Source organism: Acinetobacter sp. YH01021 (assembly GCF_013420255.1).
Classification (GTDB): domain Bacteria; phylum Pseudomonadota; class Gammaproteobacteria; order Pseudomonadales; family Moraxellaceae; genus Acinetobacter.
This window is the reverse complement of record NZ_VOYO01000018.1, coordinates 1-24,894: the sequence shown is the minus strand read 5'-3', so window position 1 is coordinate 24,894 and position 24,894 is coordinate 1. Positions and strand designations below refer to the sequence as shown.

22 protein-coding genes, 1 tRNA gene and 1 pseudogene are annotated in these 24,894 nt (G+C 43.5%); 6 read left to right on the top strand and 18 right to left on the bottom strand.

The window, feature by feature from the left end:
• Positions 1 to 58: 58 nt before the first annotated feature.
• Positions 59 to 751 (top strand): DsbA family oxidoreductase, encoded by a 693-nt coding sequence (locus tag FTT86_RS12160; protein ID WP_180087445.1) that lies wholly within the window; start codon positions 59 to 61, stop codon positions 749 to 751.
• A 67-nt stretch (positions 752 to 818) separates the two neighbouring features.
• Here FTT86_RS12160 and FTT86_RS12155 read toward each other — a convergent pair whose 3' ends face one another.
• Positions 819 to 1,019: a dodecin family protein gene (locus FTT86_RS12155; RefSeq protein WP_004278594.1), complete on the bottom strand. Its 201-nt coding sequence runs from the start codon at positions 1,017 to 1,019 to the stop codon at positions 819 to 821.
• Between the two features lie 410 nt (positions 1,020 to 1,429).
• On the opposite strand from FTT86_RS12155, the gene FTT86_RS12150 reads away from it, so the two are divergent.
• From FTT86_RS12150 to FTT86_RS12135, 4 genes are all read left to right on the top strand, one after another.
• Entirely contained in the window at positions 1,430 to 1,597 is a 168-nt protein-coding gene (locus FTT86_RS12150; RefSeq protein ID WP_004647322.1) for a hypothetical protein, read from the top strand.
• 253 nt (positions 1,598 to 1,850) lie between these two features.
• Positions 1,851 to 2,030, top strand: coding sequence for a hypothetical protein (locus tag FTT86_RS12145; RefSeq protein ID WP_004647321.1), 180 nt, complete (start codon positions 1,851 to 1,853; stop codon positions 2,028 to 2,030).
• A gap of 10 nt (positions 2,031 to 2,040) precedes the next feature.
• Positions 2,041 to 3,438 (top strand): hypothetical protein, encoded by a 1,398-nt coding sequence (locus tag FTT86_RS12140; RefSeq protein ID WP_180038621.1) that lies wholly within the window; start codon positions 2,041 to 2,043, stop codon positions 3,436 to 3,438.
• 92 nt (positions 3,439 to 3,530) lie between these two features.
• Positions 3,531 to 4,640, top strand: coding sequence for a hypothetical protein (locus FTT86_RS12135; RefSeq protein ID WP_180181291.1), 1,110 nt, complete (start codon positions 3,531 to 3,533; stop codon positions 4,638 to 4,640).
• Between the two features lie 82 nt (positions 4,641 to 4,722).
• On the opposite strand, the gene FTT86_RS12130 is transcribed toward FTT86_RS12135, so the two are convergent.
• From FTT86_RS12130 to FTT86_RS12105, 6 genes are all read right to left on the bottom strand, one after another.
• On the bottom strand, positions 4,723 to 4,986 hold the full coding sequence (locus FTT86_RS12130) for a hypothetical protein (RefSeq protein WP_180038623.1): 264 nt from the start codon (positions 4,984 to 4,986) through the stop codon (positions 4,723 to 4,725).
• A gap of 194 nt (positions 4,987 to 5,180) precedes the next feature.
• Complete coding sequence (gene htpG, locus FTT86_RS12125) at positions 5,181 to 7,100, bottom strand: molecular chaperone HtpG (RefSeq protein WP_180181290.1); 1,920 nt, start codon at positions 7,098 to 7,100, stop codon at positions 5,181 to 5,183.
• 163 nt (positions 7,101 to 7,263) lie between these two features.
• Positions 7,264 to 7,608 carry a lysozyme inhibitor LprI family protein gene (locus FTT86_RS12120; RefSeq protein ID WP_004647317.1) on the bottom strand — a complete coding sequence of 115 codons (345 nt, stop codon included), beginning with the start codon at positions 7,606 to 7,608 and terminating at the stop codon, positions 7,264 to 7,266.
• A gap of 175 nt (positions 7,609 to 7,783) precedes the next feature.
• Positions 7,784 to 8,374 (bottom strand): OmpW family protein, encoded by a 591-nt coding sequence (locus tag FTT86_RS12115; RefSeq protein ID WP_004647316.1) that lies wholly within the window; start codon positions 8,372 to 8,374, stop codon positions 7,784 to 7,786.
• Between the two features lie 331 nt (positions 8,375 to 8,705).
• Positions 8,706 to 10,070, bottom strand: a complete 1,365-nt coding sequence (locus FTT86_RS12110) for a Na+/H+ antiporter family protein (RefSeq protein ID WP_180038625.1) — start codon at positions 10,068 to 10,070, stop codon at positions 8,706 to 8,708.
• A gap of 100 nt (positions 10,071 to 10,170) precedes the next feature.
• Positions 10,171 to 11,052, bottom strand: a complete 882-nt coding sequence (locus FTT86_RS12105) for an alpha/beta fold hydrolase (protein ID WP_180181289.1) — start codon at positions 11,050 to 11,052, stop codon at positions 10,171 to 10,173.
• A gap of 117 nt (positions 11,053 to 11,169) precedes the next feature.
• Between FTT86_RS12105 and FTT86_RS12100 the strand changes: the two genes are divergently transcribed.
• The gene (locus tag FTT86_RS12100) at positions 11,170 to 11,664 is read left to right on the top strand and encodes a DUF4442 domain-containing protein (protein WP_218954964.1); all 495 of its coding nucleotides are present in this window, start codon (positions 11,170 to 11,172) and stop codon (positions 11,662 to 11,664) included.
• A 57-nt stretch (positions 11,665 to 11,721) separates the two neighbouring features.
• Here FTT86_RS12100 and FTT86_RS12095 read toward each other — a convergent pair whose 3' ends face one another.
• The 11 genes and pseudogenes from FTT86_RS12095 to FTT86_RS12045 all read right to left on the bottom strand — a co-directional run.
• Complete coding sequence (locus FTT86_RS12095; protein WP_005108070.1) at positions 11,722 to 12,087, bottom strand: hypothetical protein; 366 nt, start codon at positions 12,085 to 12,087, stop codon at positions 11,722 to 11,724.
• 202 nt (positions 12,088 to 12,289) lie between these two features.
• Entirely contained in the window at positions 12,290 to 16,480 is a 4,191-nt protein-coding gene (gene rpoC / locus FTT86_RS12090) for a DNA-directed RNA polymerase subunit beta' (RefSeq protein WP_004278609.1), read from the bottom strand.
• A 151-nt stretch (positions 16,481 to 16,631) separates the two neighbouring features.
• Entirely contained in the window at positions 16,632 to 20,720 is a 4,089-nt protein-coding gene (gene rpoB, locus FTT86_RS12085; RefSeq protein WP_005102827.1) for a DNA-directed RNA polymerase subunit beta, read from the bottom strand.
• A gap of 306 nt (positions 20,721 to 21,026) precedes the next feature.
• Positions 21,027 to 21,392, bottom strand: coding sequence for a 50S ribosomal protein L7/L12 (gene rplL, locus FTT86_RS12080; RefSeq protein ID WP_004278611.1), 366 nt, complete (start codon positions 21,390 to 21,392; stop codon positions 21,027 to 21,029).
• A gap of 48 nt (positions 21,393 to 21,440) precedes the next feature.
• On the bottom strand, positions 21,441 to 21,947 hold the full coding sequence (gene rplJ / locus FTT86_RS12075) for a 50S ribosomal protein L10 (protein WP_004278612.1): 507 nt from the start codon (positions 21,945 to 21,947) through the stop codon (positions 21,441 to 21,443).
• A gap of 301 nt (positions 21,948 to 22,248) precedes the next feature.
• Positions 22,249 to 22,944, bottom strand: a complete 696-nt coding sequence (gene rplA / locus FTT86_RS12070) for a 50S ribosomal protein L1 (RefSeq protein WP_180181287.1) — start codon at positions 22,942 to 22,944, stop codon at positions 22,249 to 22,251.
• A 3-nt stretch (positions 22,945 to 22,947) separates the two neighbouring features.
• Positions 22,948 to 23,376 (bottom strand): 50S ribosomal protein L11, encoded by a 429-nt coding sequence (gene rplK, locus FTT86_RS12065; RefSeq protein WP_004278614.1) that lies wholly within the window; start codon positions 23,374 to 23,376, stop codon positions 22,948 to 22,950.
• Positions 23,377 to 23,495: 119 nt separating this feature from the next.
• Positions 23,496 to 24,029: a transcription termination/antitermination protein NusG gene (gene nusG / locus FTT86_RS12060; RefSeq protein ID WP_004278615.1), complete on the bottom strand. Its 534-nt coding sequence runs from the start codon at positions 24,027 to 24,029 to the stop codon at positions 23,496 to 23,498.
• Positions 24,030 to 24,036: 7 nt separating this feature from the next.
• Positions 24,037 to 24,477: a preprotein translocase subunit SecE gene (gene secE / locus FTT86_RS12055; protein ID WP_004278617.1), complete on the bottom strand. Its 441-nt coding sequence runs from the start codon at positions 24,475 to 24,477 to the stop codon at positions 24,037 to 24,039.
• 74 nt (positions 24,478 to 24,551) lie between these two features.
• A tRNA-Trp gene (locus FTT86_RS12050) sits at positions 24,552 to 24,627 on the bottom strand.
• A 52-nt stretch (positions 24,628 to 24,679) separates the two neighbouring features.
• A pseudogene (locus FTT86_RS12045) lies at positions 24,680 to 24,894 on the bottom strand (elongation factor Tu); the annotation flags it as partial.

The following is a 24,894-nucleotide window of genomic DNA, read 5'->3' as shown; positions in this document are numbered from 1 at the left end:
TTAAATTCTGATTCTTCACCCTCATACTTGAACACAAGAGCAAAATTAGAGACATGACATGCGCGTAGATATCTGGTCAGATGTGGTTTGCCCCTTCTGCTATATTGGTAAAAAACGTTTAGAAGCTGCGGCAGAAGAAGCAGGTATTGAGCTTGAAGTGCATTGGCACAGTTTCCAGCTCGATCCTGAAGCACCGGTACGTCAGGAAATTTCTAACTCTGAGCGTCTGGCGCAAAAATATGGCCGTACTGTGGCTGAAGTCGAAGAAATGCAGCGCAATATTGCTGAAATGGCCAAAGCCGAAGGTATCGAATTTAACTGGGAAGGTGCCAATTCAGGCAATACCTTTAATGCGCATCGCCTGATTCACCTGGCGCAAAGCAAGGGTCTGGGCAATGAAGCACAGGAAGCATTCTTCTATAGTTATATGACCCAAGGTCTGGCGATTGGAGAACGTGAAACGCTGGAAGATGTCGCAGCGCGTATCGGCCTCAATCCGGTCGAAGTCGATGATCTGTTGGATTCGGAGGAATATGCTGATTTCGTCAAATTCGATCAGGAAGTGGCACATGAACAACTCAAAGTGACTGGTGTGCCTTTCTTTGTTTTTGATCAACGTGTGGCATTGGCAGGCGCGCAGCCTAAAGAAGTTTTCCTGCAAGTATTTGAAAAAGCGCTCGATACATCAACCAACAGTCAGGCAGCACAGTGCTCAACAGAAACGTGTGACACGCCAGACCAAGCTAAATAAAACAACGTTCAATAAAAAAAACCCCATTTTAAATGGGGTTTTTTATTTGTTATTGAATGGTATTCGCTTAATCAACCAGAAAACTAATTTTTAAATTGACACGATATTCCGTGATTTTATTTTCTTTAATGACAACCTTCTGTTCATTGATCCAAGCACCTTGTACATTTTTGACCGTTTCTGTGACTTTTTGAATGCCCGTTTGAATCGCATCTTCAAAGCTTTTATTGCTGCTTGAATTGACTTCTACCACTTTTGCAATTGCCATAATAAAACTCTCAGCATGAAAATGAATGGAATTCCATCTTAGTCCATTCTCAGAAGATTGCAGCAGCCCGTAAACAAGCGATAGCAAAAACTTACATGGATTGAACAAAGCTCGAAATTCAATCTTAAATTGGCAGATCGAAAACATATGACCTTTTATTTTGACACTCAATTAAGTCCAGATTTTCATCGCTAAAATAAAGTATAAAGCCCTGTAAAACCACACAAATCAAACTAGAGTAAATATACTAATTTATTGTTTTATAGAGTAATTTATCTAAAATTTACTGCCTGAATTTGCCGAATCTATCATTTTATATTAAGTCTTATTTGCTATTATTTCACCCGAATTAAGTTTAAATATTCTCCTCTGTTCAAGTCATTGAACACTCTGATATTAAAGGTCATCCTATGAATGCTCTTAAATTTGCTTTCGCTGCAACCGTTATGGCTTTTTCTGTTCAAGCGTCTGCACAAATGGCGCAAGTGGTTCATCTGCCAGACTTTCCAGCGACTAAAGCACCTGCTGAAACAGTAAATACAGATGCTGCGACTGTAGCAACTGAAAAAACGGCTTAATGCAAAACTGTTTTGCATTAAAACAGGCTGATTGATTCAGCCTGTTCTTTTTGATCATATTGAACACATTCTGTGTAAAAGATGCACAACTCTCAAAAATATCGACTATTTCCTACTCTCATTTTTTCTATTGATTTTTATCACTTTTAATTAAAAAATTTGTTTATAAAACACTCAAAATAGATCACTATTTTATGTGATCTCTGCTTATAATTGCAGCAATATAAATAGATTAATGATAAGAAAATTTTTTATGCATGAACTTCAGGCATTGGTACAGGGCAAAATTCCGCCTCAGTCAGTTTCTATTGATTATTTAATTGAAATGGCAGAAAGCTATACAGACTCGAATTCTGCTGAATACAGACTGGTCGAGCTGGCGGTTAACATTGTACTGGCACAAACCCTGGATAAAGCACTGAAACATCTCTAGAGATCAAAAAATGAATGCTTTAGAAAAAGCACACTTAATTAAAGAACTACATGGACTGGCGCAGCAACTGGAGCATAAAGTCCTGCCTTTCTATGAAATTGCCCGTTCTAAAAAAAGGATACGCGATATTTTTAATCTGTGTGATGAGCCTATTTTCAAGACCCAGATTTCAGCATTTAAGGCCCGCACTCAACCTGAACTTGTTGCTTACCAATTTTCTGCTAATACGTCTTATCATCTAAGCTTTCGTGGCTATTTCACCGAAATCTTAGCACTGGAACAAGCACTGTCTGCCCATCCGGATTCAGGCTGGGCAGTTTTACATCATCCTGAACGTGGCTGGCAAATTTGGCTGATTCCGGCTCCCCAATCTCCTGCCCTGCACAGCCAATGGGCTGAATTGCAACACTGCTATATCTGGCTGTTGCAACAACAGCAACGATTTTCTTGCCTGAAACAGGATCCACCCTTGATCGTTCCAGCCTTATCCTTACACGAAGCTGAAACCAGCTGCAATTCTATGGAAACAACCAAATATCATCGGGGACGGCCGCGCGTAAGAATTCATGCACTAGAATTAAATCGCTCAGATGAGTCAACCAATCAGATACAAATTGAACGCGAGGCGTTAAATCCTCAGTTAAAAACTGAAACGACCATTCCGCAAGAACAGATCACAGCCTCCGAATTGATTCAATTCCCTGCACAGATTCAACTAGGCGAACTAAACGCCCATGTACACCCTTTAGGCTTAGAAGAAACCAATATCCAGCGGCTCTGTGCTTTAGAAATGACTGAGAAGATCGAGCATCCTGCCTATTTGGATATCGCACTGTATTATGCAGCAGAAGATAATTGGCAGGCACGTCAGGTTTATTTGGTTGAACAACTGAATCTGCAAGGCCAGTTTGTTAAATATCTGATGCTCTTAGGGGTACCGAGTCAGTTGCAGGCTCACTATTGTATTCAACATTGGCTTACCCACCATCAACGCCAGGCTGCTGCGATTAAATCACTGGCCTGGTCTGTTATAAGCATCAGGTTCATGCAACTCGAGCTTTTTTCAACGGCTTACTTGCAGCAGGCTGAAACAGTCTGGACAAAGCCAGATTACCATCCTTTTATACCCGCCCAGTTTATTCAGAAGCAAAAATTTATCTCGTTTCAAGAAGCTGCTGCGAATTTTTCTACTCCTGTACTCTTACTGCAGGAACATCAAAAAATCCGAGTGATTCATGGTGAAAAACGCATGTCTATGGCAGAGAAGGAGCTGGCCTATCCACACATCTTGCTGCAACGCGACAAACAGCTAAATTGGCAGAATATTCACAATATTATTTTAACAATGCCGCAACCGATTCATGTGCTGGAACTTTATCGGGAAATTCAGGCTCAAAAGATTGAATAATTGCTGTTATTTTGTAGCTTTAACTTGCTTTTTAAGGCGATTTTTTAGAAAACTACAGCTAAATATAAGCATACAAGAGCAACAAATATCTCATGCAAATAAACAGGATTACTCAAACTTTACTGCTCTCTCTGGGCCTAGGAATGAGCGGTAGCATGTCCTGGGCAAATTCAGTCACAGCTGCTCCTGCCAGTCCAACAAATACAGAGCCAAGCCGATCAGGCTTACTGGATCAGATTCCACGTTTGATCGATGCAACACCAACGGTTCTGCCAGAGCAATCAAGTGTCGCCATCGTTCCATCCACGCTAGAGACAGAAAATTATTCATGGGCGGATCAAAAACAGAAAGGCATCCGCGAATGGGCTGATCGTACTGCACATAAAATTGATAACTGGTTTGGTGAAACCGATCCGGATCAGCCAGCTGCAGCCACATTACGGATCATTCTAGATAATCGCTGGGATGAATATGAAGGCTATGAGATTAAGCCCCGAATCCGCGGCAAGATCAAGCTTCCGACCTTGGAACAAAAGCTGAGTGTGGTTTTTGGTGATGACAGTCTGGACAATGAATTAGACAGTAATGTCGCGATTACCAATGAAAATCCTACCACTTCCGGAGATAAACGTCTGGATACTAAACGTGCACGTGAAGATAACAGCTCTTTTGCCTTACGTTGGTCTGAATGGTCAGATCGCATTCCTTTCGAAACCGATCTGGATCTGGGCTTGCGTTCTGGAGATGATATTTACCTGCGTGTCAAAGCCAGTAAAGATTGGACGCTGGAAAATGACTACTCTTTTCATGCCGAACAGATTTATCGCTACGGCATTCAAAGCGAAAACTATTTACGGACCAATCTGGAGCTAATCCATGCCCGTCCCAATCAGGCCTTTTTCTCCAATCAGCTTAGTCTGACTTATGCAGATGATCAAGACGATGATCTGACCTGGGACAACTACACCTTCAGGCAACATCAGTTTTTTCAGGACAACCGTTTCAGTTACGGCATTTATACCGGTGGTTATCTAAATGACAAGGATCTGCGTCTCAACCGCTGGGGCCCCTATGTGTCGTGGAGACAACCTTTTTTACGTGAATGGTTTTTTGTCCAGACCGACCTGAACTATTTGAATGATCATCGCGAAGATCGTGATCACTATGTCGGAGCTTTGGTGCGTTTAGAAGCGTTATTTTAAACTGACTGATACGAGAAAATAATAAAAGCCCATCATTCATGGGCTTTTTTCAATATTACTGAGGCAATCAGCGTGGCAAGTATTAGCTGATTTTATTCAAGATAATACGATCACTGCGTAGCACACGTTTTTGCTGCAATGAGGGTTGTTCCATCACCGGCATAGTGAAGCGAATATGATCGCTACGTTGTACACGTTTCGGTTTTGTTACGTTTACTTTTGCTGTTTTATAAAAGCTAATGCGATCTGTGCGTACCACTTTTTCTGCAGCAGGTGCCGCTAGACTAAACTGGCTCATCGACATCAGGATTACAGCGCCCATACTGATCATCAGCTTAGATTTCATAACATTCTCTCTCTTTGCTTAATGATCGCAATTATAAATTAAAAATTAATTAATAATCTAAAATATAGATTTATGATTCGAAGGTATTTTTTTATTCTCTCTATCGTTTTTCCAGATCATTTCTAGAAATGAAAAATGAAGCAGGCATAAAAAATCCCTCCGAAGAGGGATTTTCTCATTCAATATATCAGCACTTAAGCAAGCAGCAAACTATTAATCCGCTTGACATATTCAGCAGGATTTTCTGGTAATCCACCTTCTGCAATCACCGCTTGGTCGAAGATCACATTGGCCAGATCATCAAACTGCGCTGAGCCATCCAGTTTTTTCACCAACGGATGTCCCGGGTTAATTTCCAGAATCGGCTTGATATCCGGCACAGGTTGACCCGCATCTTTCAGCATACGAATCAGCTGTGGAGACAATTCACCTTCGCCAGTCACCAGACAAGCCGGAGAATCGACCAGACGCGTCGTCACCCGCACTTCTTTGGTCTTGTCTTTTAATGAATCCGTCAACTTATCCACCACCGGTTTAAACTGGGCTGCGGCTTCTTCAAGGGCTTTCTTCTCTTCCGCATCCTGAAGGTCACCTAAGTCAACCGCACCCTTAGATACGTTTTGCAATGGTGTACCATCGAACTCATTCACGAAGTTCATCGCCCATTCATCCACGCGTTCAGTCATCAACAGAACTTCAATGCCTTTTTTCTTGAACAGTTCCAGTTGTGGTGAATTTTTCGCAGCATTCAGACTATCTGCAGTCACATAATAAATGGCTTTCTGCCCATCTTTCATACGTGCTTTATAGTCTGCCAATGATGTGCTGACTTCATCATTGGTCGACGTCGCATAACGCAGCAGTTTTAAGATACGTTCACGGTTACTGAAATCTTCGCCCAGACCTTCTTTCAATACTGAAGCAAATTCCTGATAGAAGGTCTTGAAGTTTGCCTGATCTTTTTCATCTTCAGATTTAGCCAGATTATCCAAAATGGTCAGGATACGGCGGGTATTACCTTCACGGATGGTTTTTACATCACGGCTTTCTTGCAGCAATTCACGGCTGACGTTCAATGGCAGATCGGCACTGTCCACCACACCTTGCACAAAGCGCAGATAGTTTGGAATCAGATTATCCGCATCATCCATAATGAACACACGTTTCACATACAGTTTGATGCCAGCTTTGGATTCACGGGTGAAAATGTCATGTGGCGCTTTGCTTGGAATATATAACAACTGGGTATATTCAGTACTGCCTTCAACCCGGTTATGCGCCCAAGCCAATGGCGCTGCGAAATCATGGCTCAAGTTCTTGTAGAACTCGACATACTGCTCTTCAGTGATTTCAGACTTGTTACGAGTCCATAATGCGCTGGCCGAGTTAATGGCTTCCCACTCATCAGTTTTGACATACTGGCCGCCTTTAGACGTTTCACCTTCAGCCGCTTCTTCTTCCTGCCAGACTTCTTTTTGCATCTGGATTGGCAGGCTGATGTGGTCTGAATATTTATTGATAATCTGCTTCACTTTATAGCTTTGCAGATAATCCAGCGCATCGTCACGCAAGTGCAGAATAATATCTGTACCACGGCCTTGCTTAGTGATCTGTTCAACTTCGAACTCACCAGTACCACCACTGATCCAGCGTACGCCTTCAGAGGCCTCTGCACCGGCACGACGGGATTCTACCGTGATCTTGTCAGCGACAATAAAACCGGAATAGAAACCGACACCAAACTGGCCAATCAACTGAGCATCGGCTTTTTGATCGCCGTTCAGTTTGGACATAAAATCTTTGGTGCCTGATTTGGCAATAGTCCCTAAATTGTCAATAGCTTCCTGTTCGCTTAAGCCGATCCCGTTGTCTGAAATGGTAATGGTTTTATTGTCTGCATCCAGACTGACACGAACGCGCAGATCAGGATCATTTTCATAAAATTCGGGATGGTTAATCCCTTCAAAACGTAATTTGTCACATGCATCTGAGGCATTCGAGATCAATTCGCGTAGGAAAATTTCAGGGTTTGAATAAAGCGAATGGGTCACGAGATGTAGTAACTGAGCCACTTCAGCCTGGAAACTATGTTTTTGTGCGCTAGACTCGCTCATTAATCACTCCTTTTATTTTAAATACAGGTCAATACTGTTGCCTATATGAATGGAGTGAGTTACTAAATTTTCAATAGCCAGTTGTATATTTTTTCTCAAGATATTTTATAAAGAATCGCTTGATCTGATCTGGCTTGGATTTTTAAAGACTTAGGTTTAAGTCCTAATAAGGCCCAAGCTTATAAATACGTTGAAATTGCAGGTCTATTTGCTGTTGGCGCATATTATAAACCTGACTCAAACAAGACACAGATTCCTGACAGCGGTCACGAAACTGTAGCCATTTCACCTGATCGCGCTGGATCACCGAGCGGGTTCCCATAGGCACCATACGACGTAAAATATGATAGCTGGTACTCATCTTGACATCGGCATCATTGAGCAGACGATGTTCACAAATCGCTTTCTCTGTCACGGTTTCAGCTTTCTGACAATCAAAACTTGCCGCATAGGCAGACCCTGCCAGCAGGCTGAAGAAGATCACAATACCTTGGCTTAAAAACTTCATGCTGATCTTCCTTATTATTCAATTATTAAGTCGTATTCAATTAATATTTACTTTATTCGTTTTAATATAGTTGAACATTGCCGATCTGCTCAATTTCAATAAGTTATAAATCGTTGTTATTTTGAAAAAAAAGCCTCATTCAAGATGAGGCTTTTTTGTTGAGTAAGACTAGAATTTAAAACTTATAGCTATAACCGATCGTATAAACCCAAGGATCAATATTCAAGTCGAATTTAGTATTATCAGCATCATCTAAAGTCACTTCAGGACTCAAATCTGCATAGCGCACGTCAGCAAATACTCCCCAGTTTTTGGCATCGGCTGGCTGATAATTAAAGCCGACTTGACCTGCCAAACCAAACTCTTCTTTCACGTCTTTAGCCAGACCTTCTTCATCCCAAGCAATAAAAGCTGTGCCACCTACGCCAATATATGGTGTAAAGCGTGTTGCATTTTTAAAGTTATATTTAGCGGTAATTGTGGGTGGCAGATGTTTGATCTTAGCCACCTTACCTACACCTTGAAGAGAAATGTCATGGTTAAACGGGGTAGCCAATAATAATTCTGCCGAGATATTGTCATTAAAGAAGTATTCAACCGATGGCGTAAAACCATATTCCTGATCGGCTTCTACGACTAAACCTGGTGCAATTTCAGTGTCACTTGATGGTGCTAAAGAACTGGCACCGACTTTCACCTGCCATTGACCTGCCATCGCAGATGCAGAAAGACCCATTAATGCAATTATAGCAGCTTGCTTTAACATTTTAAAATACCCCACAGGAAGAATAATTATTAAGAAAATAAATCTTAATTAATAATAAACACGAGGGAAAATAATATGCAATAAGTATTATAAAACTAATTTTTAATTATTATTTAAGCTACTGATTTAAAAAGTTATTTATTTTAAATTGACTGAATTAGTTGGTTTTAAATACCAAGTATATTAATCAGATAAATATGAATTTATTCAGACTAAAATAATCAGGTTTATATTAATTTTTATTTAAAAATATATTTTAAATACATCTTATCATTTATTTTAAATCTAGATAAATCTGCTCCAATAGATATCAGAGCAGATTGAAATTGACTTACAGAACCATGGCTGCAATCCAGCCAAAAATCATCAACGGAATATTAAAGTGAATGAAGGTTGGAACCACACTGTCCTTCATATGATCATGCTGACCATCCATATTCAGACCAGAAGTTGGGCCTAAAGTTGAATCCGAAGCAGGAGAACCGGCATCGCCCAAAGCCGCCGCAGTCCCGATAATCGCAATGGTCGCAGCCGGGCTGAAACCAAACTGGATACACAGCGGTACATAAATAATCGCCAGAATTGGAATGGTCGAAAACGATGAACCAATGCCCAATGTGATCAGCAAACCAATCAACAGCATCAGAAATGCGGCCAATGCCTGGCTATCACCAATCCAGTTCACTGATGCTTCAACCAAGGTTGGTACCTGATTAGTCGCTTCAATCACCGCGGCAAAGCCTTGTGCCGCAATCATGATAAAGCCAACCAGCGCCATCATGCGCATACCGGTAATGATCACATCATCCGCTTCTTTCCATTTAAAGATCCCGGCACAACTCAGGATTGCGACACCGACCAGACCGGCCAGAATCATCGAGTCTGAATAAAGCTGTACCGCCAATGTGGCAATAACTGCAAGGCCGGCCATCCAGATGGTAAATTTGGCAATCTGCGGTTTAACCTGCTCAGCCACACCTAATTCAGCGGAAATACTTTGCTGTTCCTGGACATGAATATCTTGATATTGACGTGGTTTGCGATAGCTAATAAAAATCGCCACCAATAAGCCCACAAACATACCGAATACTGGAATTGCCATCGCAGATGGAATCTGGTCATAGCTAATTTCAAATCCGTATGGCTTACCAAAAGTATTGATGTTATGACCCAGAATGTCATTCAGGAAGATGGCACCAAAACCGACCGGAATCAGCATATAGGTTCCCACCAGACCAAAGGTCAGCAAACAGGCAATCAAACGACGGTCGAGCTTTAAGTGGTTAAATACAGCCAATAGTGGCGGAATCAGTACCGGAATAAAGGCAATATGCACGGGAATGACGTTCTGCGAGAACACGGCTGCAATAGCAACCGTGAAGAAGATCAGATATTTCACCCGGTTTTGCGCTTTAAAATCGGCCTCACCTTTTAAGGTGCTGATCATTTTATAAGCCAGTAAATCCGGTAAACCTGAACGTGCCAGAGCCAAAGCAAATGCACCTAAAATACCATAAGCTAAGGCAATTTTGGCACCCCCACCCAAGCCATTGTTAAACGCGTCCAAGGTTCCCTGCAGGCCCAGACCTGCCAACAAACCACCTGTAACAGCACCAATGACCAGGGCAAAAACCACAGGTACACGTGCCAACGAGAGTCCGAACATGACTCCAATAGCAGCAAGAATTGCGAACATAATGAATCGGAATAGAGAGAAAGCGGCTATTTTATCAGAAAATGCGGATAAAAATTCCGCCACTTTTTTCTGGTCGGGTCATGTTTCGCGAAGTGGCTTATCAATGAGTGGTCGCAGATTTCTCCTGAATAAAATGACCAATTAATTGAGCAACTTGTTTTGGCTGACTCAGGATCGCCCAGTGATTGGCAGCCAGTTCTATTTTTGAAAAATCATCCACCCATTTTGACATCTCATCAACCAGATCAGGCCCGACAAACTGGTCATATTTCAGCACAATCGCCTGTACCGGACAGATGGCAAAGCGCTGCCGTGGTTGAGTCAAACGTGGCAAAAAATTGGCCCGGTACAGGTTCACACCATATTTTCCATCTTTGACAATATGCGGGTTGAGTGGCAGATTATCCCGTCTTTCCAGTTGCTGCACGATCTTGGCCCAACGCTGCGGATTGAAAAAATTCCAGGCCAATGGTGCTACCAATGGCAACTGAAACATCGCGATATACCAGGACTTGCTCATTTGCTTTAAAAATTTTGCCTTGTTTTGCTGGAACTGTTCACGCATCCAGAAAGCGGCATGATCAAGACATGGCCCAGACAAGGTGCTATAAGACAGAATTCGTCCTTTAAAGCGTGGATCGGTGACAGATTCCCAGGACTGAATTGAGCCCCAGTCATGCGCAGCCAGATGAAAAGCTCGATTCGGCAATACCTTATTCACCACCTCTTCCAGATCCTGACTTAAACGGGCCAAGCGGTAATCGGAGATTTTTTTGGGAATACTGGACTCCCCTGCGCCACGGACATCATAAGTCACCACAAAATAATCCTGACTCAAATGAGCAATGACTGGCTCCCAAACTGCTTGATGATCAGGATAGCCATGAACCAGTACCAAGGCTGTTTGTTCGGGTTGTCCATAAGTTTTGACACAGAGACGCTGCTGATCCGTGGTATCGACCCATTGCATGTGCATTTCCATCTTTTGATCCTGTTTTTATTATTGACCACTTAGTTTATAAATCGGCATGATTGATCAATGCCAGCGCATTTTTGTTGCTCTAGTATGCATAATCACAGCCGCAAAAAGAATGTCAGTATGAGCCTATTCCAGAAAATTCAAAAACTGCCTCTGGTTTCAAAATTTATTCTGAACCGCTATGCCCCTTATCGTGGTGCAGGCATCGAAATTGATAAGATTGATTTTAATAATTATCACGTTCGGGTCAAAATGCCGCTAACCCGTAAGAACCAGAATATTGTCGGTGTGCATTTTGGTGGCAGCCTGTATTCGATGGTCGATCCCTTTTATATGTTATTGCTGATGCATCATTTGGGACCGAAATACCTGGTCTGGGATAAAGGCGCCAGTATTCAGTTTTTGGCACCGGGTCGCGGAACAGTGGTAGCGGATATTCGGATTTCTGCTGGAGAAATTGCCACGATTATCAATCTGGCGGCCGACAATGCGCCAGTGTATCGGCATTATCAGCTGAATATTTATGATGAAGCCGGGGTCAGAATTGCCGAAGTAGAAAAAACGGTGTATATCCGGCGTAAACAGAGTAAAGGGAAAATTAACGCTCCTAAATAAGATAAAAGCGCCACATTGGCGCTTTTAAATCTAGATGAATCAGAAGTGACTTTCGACTTAACGACGACGGTTATCCTGTTCAATCGCAGCACCGGCACCACCACCTATTGCACCACCAATTGCAGCACCCGCATTACCACCGAAGATGCTTTTACCAACTGCTGAACCAACAGCACCACCTACACCACTATAGGTCGCATTGCGGTTTGAACCGCCTTGGGATTTACTACCCACTGCTGCACCGGCACCACCACCAACAGCTGCACCAACGCCACCGCCGACTTTATTACCGACACCACCACCGACTGCACCACCAAGGGCTGCAGCACCGATCCGTTGCTCATTGGCAGACATACTTTCACAACCCGCCAACATAAAGGTTGAAAGAGTGGCAACTGCCATAACACCCATTAATTTTTTCATGACCTTGGCCTTCCTGTCTTGCTTTAATTAAGCTTATCTTCATTTTATGAAACTAAAATCTGTAGCGTGTTACTTCTCTCGGTATTCCTGCTGAGTTTTGTAAATATCAATGGATTATTCTTCTGTTCAAGATGTCCTATTTATAAATTTCAGACAAAAAAAAGACGCCCGAAGGCGTCTCTTTTCTCAACTTTAACTCGAATTAGAATTCTTCGTTAAATGCTTGGCTTAGAGCTTGGTCTACATCAGAGAAGTCATTGTGCAGTTCAAATTCTGCAGCTTCTGCTTCTTGACGACGACGCTCCAGGTGGTAAGCCAAACCTGTACCCGCTGGGATCAGACGACCTACAACCACATTCTCTTTCAAACCGCGTAAATCATCTTCTTTACCTGTTACAGCCGCTTCAGTTAACACACGCGTGGTTTCCTGGAACGATGCAGCAGAGATGAACGAGTCAGTAGAAAGCGATGCTTTGGTAATACCCATCAATTGACGTTCAAACTTCGCAGGGAACTTGTTTTGTGCAAGAACTGCTTGGTTTTCTTGAACAACACGGATGTAATCCACTTGTTCGCCTTTGATGAAGCTGGTATCGCCACCGTCAGTGATATCAACTTTACGCAGCATTTGACGTACGATCACTTCAATATGCTTATCGTTGATTTTTACACCTTGCAGACGGTATACGTCCTGAACTTCGTTCACGATGTAGTTTGTCAGCGCAACTTCGCCTTTCAAACGCAAGATATCGTGCGGGTTCTGTGGACCATCAGAAATAGTTTCACCACGGTTCACATGTTCGCCTTCGAACACGTTAATCGTACGCCATTTCGGAATCAGCTCTTCATAAATCTCAGAGCCATCATCCGGCGTAATCACCAGACGGTTCTTACCTTTGGTCTCTTTACCAAAGCTTACAACACCCGACACTTCTGCAAGGATTGCATGCTCTTTTGGCTTACGTGCTTCGAACAAATCAGCTACACGCGGCAGACCACCGGTAATATCACGGGTACGTGAAGTTTCTTGTGGTACACGACCGATGACATCACCGACACCAATCGTTTCGCCATCACGAACAGAAAGAATCGTGTTCTGTGGCAGGAAGTAGAACTGTTCGCCACCATCAACGGTATCTAACACAACAGCAGGACGCAAATCTTTACCTGACGCAGGACGTGAAGTCACTGGCAAGATTTCGATAGTTGACATACCTGTTGCATCATCAGTTTTAGAAGTAACCGTCACGCCATCAGCAATCTGGCTGAAACGTACTTTACCAGCAACTTCTGTTACCAATGGATGTGTATGCGGATCCCAAGTCGCCACAATACCGCCTGCTTCTACAGCTTCGCCATCTTTCAGCAAGATAGACGCACCGTAAGGCAGTTTATAGCGCTCGCGCTCACGACCTAAATCATCTGCAATACCGATTTCACCTGAACGTGAAGTCGATACCAAGTGACCTTTGGCATGTTGTACTGTTTTCACATTGTGGAAACGTACTGTACCTTGGTTACGAACTTGTACGCTGTTTGCAGCAGAAGTTCGGCTCGCAGCACCACCGACGTGGAAGGTACGCATCGTTAACTGTGTACCTGGCTCACCAATCGATTGAGCTGCCATTACACCAACAGACTCACCCGGGTTCACCTGATGACCACGTGCTAGGTCACGACCGTAACATTTCGCACATACACCGAAGGTAGATGCACAGTTCACGACTGAACGTACTTTAATTTCGTCGACACCTTGGCTTTCGATAAACGTCGCCAATTTCTCGTCAATTAAAGTATTACGTGGAAGCAGAACTTCATCTGTACCTACACGTTTCACATCTTCAGCAACCACACGACCCAATACTCGTGCACCCAGGTTCTCGATGACATCGCCACCTTGAATGAACGGAGTCATTACCAGACCGTCATACGTACCACAATCCGGCTCAGTAATGACCAAGTCCTGCGCAACGTCTACTAGACGACGAGTCAAATAACCAGAGTTCGCAGTTTTCAGTGCTGTATCGGCCAAACCTTTACGCGCACCGTGTGTCGAGATGAAGTACTGAAGTACGGTCAAACCTTCACGGAAGTTCGCTTTAATCGGCGTTTCAATGATCGAGCCATCCGGCTTCGCCATCAAACCACGCATACCCGCCAACTGACGAATCTGAGCTGCCGAACCACGGGCACCCGAGTCAGACATCATATAGATCGAGTTGAATGATTTTTGCTTCTCGTCTTCACCCTGTTTGTTCTTCACAGTGGTAAAAGACAAGTTGTCCATCATCGCTTTAGCAACCTGGTCATTGGTACGCGCCCAAATATCGACCACTTTGTTATAACGTTCGCCGGCAGTTACGAAACCTTGTTCGAACTGTTGTTCGATTTCACGAACTTCAGCTTCCGCTTTACCAATAATTGCTTGTTTTTGCGGTGGAATAACCATGTCTTCCATACCGACAGAAACACCTGAACGCGTCGCTTGACGGAAGCCCAAGTACATCAACTGGTCAGCGAAGATAACAGTATCTTTCAGACCCAATTTACGGTAGCAAGAGTTAATTAACTTAGAGATGTTTTTCTTAGTCATCTCAACGTTAATTTGCTGGAAATCCATACCTTCAGGCACAACTTCCCAAAGTAGGCAGCGACCAGGCGTCGTATCTACAATAATGGTTTGCTGTTCACGGTTACCATCTTCGTCGATCACAGTCTGGTGTACACGTGCTTTAACGCGAGCGTGTAGATCAACCTGACCTGTTGCCAGTGCACGGTTTACTTCGTGAGTATCCGCGAACACCATGCCTTCACCTTTGGCATTGATTGCATCACGCGTGATGTAATACAAGCCCAAGACAACGTCCTGAGACGGTACGATGATTGGCTCACCGTTCGCTGGAGACAAGATGTTGTTCGTTGACATCATTAACGCACGAGCTTCAAGCTGAGCTTCAAGCGTTAATGGTACGTGTACCGCCATTTGGTCACCATCGAAGTCGGCGTTAAACGCAGCACATACGAGTGGGTGTAGACGGATCGCTTTACCTTCGATCAGGATCGGTTCAAATGCTTGAAGACCCAAACGGTGAAGAGTTGGCGCACGGTTCAACATCACTGGATGTTGACGAATCACGTGAGCAAGAACGTCCCAAACTTCTGGAGTCTCGCGCTCAACCATTTTCTTCGCAGCTTTAATGGTGGTTGCTTGACCAGAAGCTTGTAGTTTCGCAAAGATGAATGGCTTGAACAGTTCAAGGGCCATTTTCTTAGGAAGACCACATTGGTGCAAACGCAGGTTTGGACCAACAGTAATGACCGAACGACCAGAGTAGTCAACACGCTTACCAAGTAAGTTTTGACGGAAACGACCTTGCTTACCTTTGATCATGTCTGCCAAAGATTTAAGCGGACGCTTGTTCGAACCGGTAATTGCACGACCACGACGACCGTTATCCAGCAATGCATCTACAGACTCTTGCAACATACGTTTTTCGTTACGTACGATGATGTCTGGCGCTGCAAGGTCAAGAAGACGCTTCAAACGGTTGTTACGGTTGATCACACGACGATAAAGATCGTTCAGGTCAGAAGTCGCGAAACGACCACCTTCAAGTGGGACAAGCGGACGAAGGTCTGGTGGAAGAACTGGAAGTACAGTTAACACCATCCATTCTGGCTTGTTGTTCGAATCGTTGAATGCTTCCATCAACTTCAAACGCTTAGACGCTTTTTTCAGCTTGGTTTCTGAAGTTGTAACAGGAATTTCTTCACGAAGACGCGCAATTTCAGCTTCAAGATCGATGTCTTTCAACAAGTCTTGAACCGCTTCAGCACCCATTTTCGCTGTGAATTCATCACCGTGTTCTTCTAATGCATTGAAGTATTCTTCATCGTTTAGAAGTTGGTATTTCTCAAATGGAGTCATACCCGGATCGGTCACTACATAAGATTCGAAATACAATACACGTTCGATATCACGTAGCGTCATGTCTAATAATAGACCGATACGGCTAGGCAATGATTTCAAGAACCAGATGTGTGCAACTGGAGATGCCAGCTCGATGTGACCCATACGTTCACGACGAACTTTCGCAGTTGTTACTTCAACGCCACATTTTTCACAAATGACGCCTTTGTATTTCATACGCTTGTATTTACCACACAAGCATTCGTAATCTTTCACTGGACCAAAGATTTTGGCACAGAACAAACCATCACGTTCAGGCTTGAACGTACGATAGTTAATGGTTTCTGGCTTTTTAACTTCACCGTGAGACCATGACTTAATCATTTCTGGTGACGCAAGACCAATACGGATGCGGTCAAACTCTACTGGAGCATGACCGTCTGAATCCGTCTTTTTGCGCATGATATCGAGCAAGTCTTTCAATTTTTTTCTCCGTGTGTTGTGGAGATTTTCACTCAACAACTGGGTCACAAATATTGTTTTTTAACTGAATTTTAATCCCCCTCAATCCCCCTTTGTTAAGGGGGAAGCCCTCTTTATCAAAGAGGGGTTTGGGGAGATTAAATGGAACTAATTAGTCACCATTTTTCAGTTCAATGTTGATACCTAAAGAACGGATCTCTTTGGTCAATACGTTGAACGATTCAGGCATGCCCGGGTCCATATAATGGTTGCCATCTACAATGTTCTTGTAGATACGGGTACGGCCTTCAACGTCATCCGATTTCACAGTCAGCATTTCTTGTAGCGTATATGCTGCACCGTAAGCTTCTAGTGCCCAGACTTCCATCTCACCGAAACGCTGACCACCGAATTGTGCTTTACCACCAAGCGGCTGTTGCGTTACTAGAGAGTAAGAACCAGTTGAACGCGCATGCATCTTGTCATCAACCAAGTGGTTCAGTTTCAGCATGTACATGTAACCAACAGTTACCGGACGATCGAAACGCTCACCAGTACGACCATCATATAATACGGTCTGACCAGTACTAGATAGGCCTGCAAGTTGTAACAACTCTTTGATCTGACCTTCTTCAGCACCATCGAATACAGGAGTAGCCAAAGGCACACCAGCACGCAAGTTGCCAGAAAGTTTCAAGATTTCCTCATCAGTCAAGCTATCAAGATCTTCTTGCTCGCCACCAACTTTGTTGTAAATCTTGTCTAGGAAATCACGAAGCTCAAGTACAGTACGTTGCTCTTTCATCATCTTGTCGATTTGATCGCCAAGACCTTTCGCCGCCATACCCAAGTGAGTTTCAAGAATCTGACCCACGTTCATACGCGATGGTACGCCAAGCGGGTTCAATACGATATCAACAGGTACACCGTTGGCATCATGTGGCATGTCTTCTACCGGCAAGATGTTCGATACAACACCTTTGTTACCGTGACGACCCGCCATCTTATCACCCGGTTGGATGCGACGTTTTACAGCAAGATAAACCTTAACAACTTTTAGAACGCCAGTGGTCAGTTCATCGCCTGTAGAAAGTTTGCGTTTTTTCTCAGCAAATTTCTCGTCAATTTCGAAGCTCTTCTCTTTCAAGAACACTTGAATTTGAGTTAAACGTTCAGCAATTGCTTCATCAACTGGTTGAATTTCAAGAAGATCAACAAGCTCTAAACCAGACAACACATCTTCAGACAGTTTGTCGCCACGTTTAGTTGTACCACCACCATTCGACTCTTGGCCATTCAGTAGACGGATTACACGTTCACGTGCAGCTTCTTCGAAGATTTTAAATTCTTCTTTCAAGTCTTTACGGTATGCGTCCAATTGTGCTTTTTCAATTGCTTGAGCACGTTCGTCTTTTTCAAGACCGTCACGTGTAAACACTTGAACGTCAATCACAGTACCTTTTGTACCTGATGGAACGCGTAAAGATGAGTCTTTTACGTCAGCCGCTTTTTCACCGAAGATTGCACGTAGCAATTTTTCTTCTGGAGTAAGCTGTGTTTCACCTTTAGGGGTTACTTTACCTACAAGGATGTCCCCAGCAGTTACTTCAGCACCGATGTAAACAATACCTGACTCGTCCAGTTTAGACAGAGCAGCTTCACCTACGTTCGGAATATCAGCAGTGATTTCTTCCGCACCCAGTTTGGTATCACGTGCAACACATGACAATTCCTGGATATGAATAGACGTTAAACGGTCTTCCTGAAGTACACGCTCAGATAACAAGATCGAGTCTTCGTAGTTGTAACCATTCCAGGTCATAAACGCAACGCGCATGTTTTGACCCAATGCCAGCTCACCGCCATCTGTTGATGGACCATCAGCCAGTACATCACCACGACCTACTTTATCACCTAGGTTCACAAGAACTTTCTGGTTGATACAAGTGTTCTGGTTCGAACGGGTGTACTTGATCAGGTTGTAGATATCTACACCTGCTTCACCTGCGATCATTTCGTCTTCATTCACACGAATAACCACACGAGACGCATCAACAAACTCGATACGACCACCACGCTGAGCGATCACACATACACCTGAGTCATGTGCTACGTTCGCTTCCATACCGGTACCAACAAGCGGCTTGTCAGCGATCAACGTCGGAACTGCCTGACGTTGCATGTTCGAACCCATTAATGCACGGTTGGCATCATCGTGTTCTAGGAATGGAATCAGTGACGCTGCTACAGATACAACCTGCTGAGCAGATACATCCATATGCGTTACTTTTTCAGGAGGAATACGTACGAAGTCACCCTGATGACGAACAGATACAAACTCTTCTGTTAAATTACCATCTTTATCCATTGCAGAATCGGCCTGTGCAATGACAGTGCCTACTTCTTCAATCGCAGAAAGGTATTCAACTTCATCTGTTACACGACCATCAACAACTTTACGGTATGGGGTTTCCAGGAAACCAAAGTTGTTACATTTCGCATAAACAGAAAGCGAGTTGATCAAACCAATGTTTGGACCTTCCGGTGTTTCAATTGGACATACACGACCGTAGTGAGTTTGATGTACGTCACGTACTTCAAAGCCTGCACGTTCACGCGTCAAACCGCCGGGACCAAGCGCAGAAACACGACGTTTGTGCGTAATCTCAGATAACGGGTTGTTTTGGTCCATGAACTGAGACAACTGGCTTGAACCAAAGAATTCCTTGATTGCAGCAGCTACTGGCTTCGCATTGATCAGATCTTGCGGAGACAGGTTGTCAGTTTCAGCTTGAGATAAGCGCTCTTTAACAGCACGTTCTACACGAACCAGACCTACACGGAATTGGTTTTCTGTCATTTCACCAACAGAACGAACACGACGGTTACCCAAGTGATCGATATCGTCGACTTCACCTTTACCGTTACGGATTTCAACTAATGTTTTTAATACATCAGTGATATCTTCGTTCGAGAGAATGCCTTCAACTTCACGTGACTTCTGGTCTGTGCCCACTTCGTAAGGACGACCCAAACGACGGTTGAACTTCATACGACCGACTGGAGACAAGTCATAACGTTCAGAAGAGAAGAACAAGTTGTTGAATAAGTTTTCAGCAGCTTCTTTTGTTGGTGGTTCGCCCGGACGCATCACTTTGTAGATTTCTACCAATGCTTCTTCACGATTGCTCGTTGTATCTGCACGTAGAGAATCTGCAACGAATGAACCACGGTCGATATCATTGGTAAACAGAATATTGAACTGCTTCACGCCGCCTTCTGCAATTTTCACCATGATTTCATGGCTTAATACAGTATTGGCTGCAATCACATCACCATCTTTTAATGGAATGTCTTCAGCAGTGATACGCTCATACAGGTACTCATCTGGCACTGCAAGTTTTTCAAGACCTGAAGCTTCCATTTGACGTACATGACGCGCATTGATACGTTTACCTTGCTCAACAATTGCCTTGCCATCTTTGTCCAAGATGTCAAATTGTGCCATTTCGCCACGCAGACGTTCAGGCACCAGGTCAATCTGGTAGCTACCCATGTCAAGGTACACAGGTACTTTCTCGTAGAACATGTCGAGAATGTTTTCGTTGCTATAACCCAAGGCACGGAGTACCACAGTCGCAAGCAATTTACGACGACGGTCAATACGTACATAGACGAGGTCTTTGGCATCGAATTCAAAGTCTAACCATGAACCACGGTAAGGAATGATACGTGCTGAATAAAGGACTTTACCACTTGAGTGAGTCTTGCCTTTATCGTGGTCAAAGAATACGCCTGGTGAACGGTGTAATTGTGACACGATCACACGCTCGGTACCGTTAATTACAAAGGTACCGTTATCCGTCATCAATGGCATTTCGCCCATATAGACTTCTTGTTCACGTACGTCTTTAATTGACTTCGTTTCACGATCTTTCAGGATCAAACGAATTTTTACACGCATTGGTGCTGCATAAGTTGAGCCACGAAGGATACATTCGCGTACATCAAACTCAGGCTTACCAAGACTATACTCAACAAATTCTAAAGCAGCATTGCCAGAATAACTTTCAATAGGAAAAACTGAACGAAATGCGGCTTGGAGACCGATATCTTCGCGGTTTTTTGGTGATTTGCCATCTTGTAAGAATGTTCTGTACGAGTCGACTTGAATCGCGAGCAAGTACGGAGCATCCATGACGCTAGGCAATTTACCAAAATTCTTACGGATCCGTTTCTTTTCGGTATATGAGTATGCCATCTGGAGTCCTCGGAAAGTGTAAACCAAGCCCGCCTGCAGAACGGGCTCAGAAGGAATTACGCTGGCCGATATGGCCACCACTCTTTACAAATGCTGCAATTTTTAGTGGTATTAAAACGCTTATCAATATTTTTTAATGAAAAATATTGGTAAACGTTTGTTCATTATGTTTATTTTCAATTTGTATGATTTTTATATCATGCAAACAAAAATCGAGCCGATTATTGTAACGCAAAAAGGCTGATGACCCAAGAGCCATCAGCCAATTTTTGGAGCCGATTATAAAAAACCGGCTCCCTTAAGAAATTACTTAAGAGTAACTGTAGCACCAGCTTCTTCAAGTTTCTTCTTAAGCTCTTCGCCTTCTTCTTTCGAAACGCCTTCTTTAAGAACTGCAGGAGCGCCTTCAACCATGTCTTTAGCTTCTTTCAAGCCAAGGCCAGTCGCTTCACGAACTGCTTTAATTACAGCAACTTTGTTCGCGCCGAAAGAAGTCAATTCAACATTGAATTCAGTTTGTTCTTCAGCAGCAGCAGCAGCTGGACCAGCAGCAACAGCTACAGCAGCAGCAGATACATTGAATTTCTCTTCGAAAGCAGAGATAAGTTCAACAAGTTCAAGAACAGTTTTTTCAGCAACTGCGTTTAGGATTTCTTCGTTTGTTAAAGCCATGAGATTAACTCCAAATGGGTATTGAATGATGTGTGTTTAAGTTTGAGCTTAAGCAGCTTCTGACTCGTTTTTCTCTTGAAGCGCTGTAAGTAAGCGGCCCAATTTCGAAATAGGAGCTTGAAGAACGTTTGCAAGCATAGTAAGCGCTTTCTCTTGGTTCGGAAGATTCGCGATTACGCTAACTTCTGCACCTTGATAAAGTTTGCCATCAAATGCAGCAGCTTTAAGTTCAAATGCTTTATTAGTTTTAGCGAATTCTTCGAACAAACGTGCAGCAGCACCCATGTCGTCTTCAGAATTCGAGAAAGCTAAGATTGTTGGGCCAACAAGGTTGTCGTTCAAGATATTGAATTGAGTATCTTGAAGAGCACGTTTAGCCAAAGTGTTACGAACGATACGTGTAGTAACACCAAGTTTACGCGCTTCAACACGTAGAGTAGTTAACTGCTCTACAGTCAAACCTTGGTAGTCAGCAACAACAGCAGCAAATGCAGTAGAAGCAACTTCAGCTACTTCAGCTACGATCTGTTTTTTGCCTTCGATAAGAAGAGCCATTGTAAAACCTCCTAACGGTGATTTATGTACTTACGCGAAGTACACTCCCAATTCGCAAGACCATCACTGGACTCACACGCGGAGGATGAACAAATCACACCACCGCGTCTACGCAGGCTGGGCTATTAAGAGAGAAGCATAAAACTTCCCTCGCCCGCGGTCTTTGACGCTGATAAATTTTCATTTATCAATTCAAAGTTTGCCTAAGTCTGCAAAATACGACAGAGCGTTTCTTGCGTAAGTTTTAAAGCAACGCTTTAAAACTTACTCAGGGCTTTAAAATTCTGTAATAAGTCGAGACTTATTTAGAAACGTTTGCTACATCAACGATCAAACCAGGACCCATAGTTGAGCTCAAAGTGATCTTTTGAATGTATACGCCTTTAGACGTAGCAGGTTTCAAACGTTTTAAGTCAGCAACAAGTGCTTCAACGTTTTGACGAACAGCAGCAGCTTCAAAACCTACTTGACCGATCGCAGCATGGATAATACCAGCTTTGTCTACGCGGTAACGTGCTTGACCAGCTTTTGCATTTTTAACTGCAGTAGCAACGTCAGGAGTTACAGTACCCACTTTAGGGTTTGGCATTAAGCCACGTGGACCAAGGATCGTACCAAGTTTACCTACAACGCGCATTGCATCTGGAGCAGCAATTACTACGTCAAAGTCAAGGTTACCCGCTTGGATGCTTTCAGCAAGATCGTCGAAACCAACAACATCTGCGCCTTCAGCTTTAGCAGCGTCAGCAGCAGCGCCTTGAGCGAATACAGCTACACGTACAGTTTTACCAGTACCTGCAGGAAGTGTAGTCGCGCCACGAACAACTTGGTCAGATTTACGAGGATCAACACCTAGGTTTACCGCGATATCTAGAGATTCTTTGAATTTAGGAGCTGGAAGGCTCTCTAAAACTGCAACAGCTTCTTCTAGCGTGTAAACTTTGTGCGCTTCTACAGCAGCTACAATCGCTTTTTGACGTTTAGTTAATTTAGCCATGTCTTAAAGCTCCACTTCCAAGCCCATAGAACGCGCAGAACCAGCAATGGTACGTACACGTGCGTCTAAATCAGCACCAGTCAAATCTGGTTCTTTAGTAGTCGCGATTTCTTCGATTTGAGCACGAGTCAACTTACCAACTTTAGTTTTGTTAGGTACAGCTGAACCCTTCTGGATACCAGCAGCTTTCTTAAGAAGAACAGCAGCAGGTGGAGTTTTCATGATGAATGTGAACGACTTGTCGTTGTACACAGTGATCACGACTGGAATTGGCAGACCAGCTTCAACTTTTTGTGTAGCAGCATTGAATTCTTTACAGAATGCCATGATGTTCACACCACGTTGACCTAGTGCAGGACCAATCGGTGGAGATGGATTCGCTTTACCAGCTGGAACTTGCAGCTTGATATAGCCGTCAATCTTCTTAGCCATTTCAAATTACCTCTGGGTGCAAACGCCGGTGAAGGCTCCCCAATGATTTCAAGTAACGATACCGTTACAACAACAATGCCTGACTTATAAATAAGTCAGGCGTTTTCAACCCATACAAATTAGACTGATTTTTCGACTTGACGAAATTCCAATTCAACTTGAGTTGGTCGGTTAAATACATTAATGGTCAGCGTTAAACGTGACTTTTCGTACTGAACTTCTTCCACCACACCTTTAAAGTCGGTGAATGGACCGTCAACCACGAGTAATTCTTCGCCTGGTTCAAACATCGTCTTAGGACGAGGTGCTTCGCCAGTATTGCGTACACGCGCAAGAATCGCATCTGCTTCTTTTTGCGTAATCGGTGCCGGTTTTTCAGCCGTACCACCAATAAAACCTAAAACTTTTGGACATTCTTTAACAATGTGCCAAGTATCATCGTTCATTTCCATTTCGACTAGGACATAGCCAGGAAAGAACTTACGCTCTGATTTACGCTTCTTGCCATCCTTCATTTCTACCACTTCTTCGGTAGGAACAAGGACTTCACCAAAGCTATCGGCAACAGCGCTACGCTGGATTCGATCATTAAGCGAACGCATCACTTGTTTTTCATAACCTGAATAGGCATGAATAATGTACCAACGTTTCATAGCTCTCTTACCCGATAATAAACTTCATTAACCAGCCTAAAATATAGTCAAAACACCACAATAAGATGGATGCAATTACGACTACAACAAGAACTTGCCAAGATGTGGACATCGTCTCTTGCTTGGTAGGCCAGGTCACTCGACGCAACTCAATTCGTGCATCTTTCAGCAGACGAATAAAGCCTTTGCCTTGATGGGTGGCGTATAATAAACCGAATGCTGCAACGATACAAGCCAAAATCACCCCAACGCGCACCCAAATATCATTCGCAGGTGCCCAGTACGCTGGTAAATATTGGTTTACCATCATTGCACCAACCAATAAAATCAAGGCGATAACCCATAGAACCATGTCTAATGGAGAACCAGAACTTACATCTACTGCAGGATTATTTCTTTGAGGAATTGCCGCTTCGCCTAATGCGTCGCGTGATTTTTCATTCGACATTTTTGTACTCGTCGTAGGTTTCGCGACTTATTATATGACCAATTTTGCCGACATCAAGCGTCTTTTTAGAAACTTGGCAGGTCAGGAGGGACTCGAACCCCCAACATTCGGTTTTGGAGACCGACGCTCTACCAATTGAACTACTGACCTGCAAAACAACAAGTTGGAGCCTAAGCTCCAACCTGCTTGTCTTATTCTATGATTATGCAGTTACTTTAGCAACTACACCAGCACCCACTGTACGACCGCCTTCACGGATCGCAAAACGTAGACCTGGGTCCATTGCGATCGGGTGGATTAGCTCTACTGACATCTCAACGTTGTCACCAGGCATAACCATTTCCACGCCTTCTTTAAGCGCGATCGCACCAGTTACGTCCGTAGTACGGAAGTAGAACTGTGGACGGTAACCGTTAA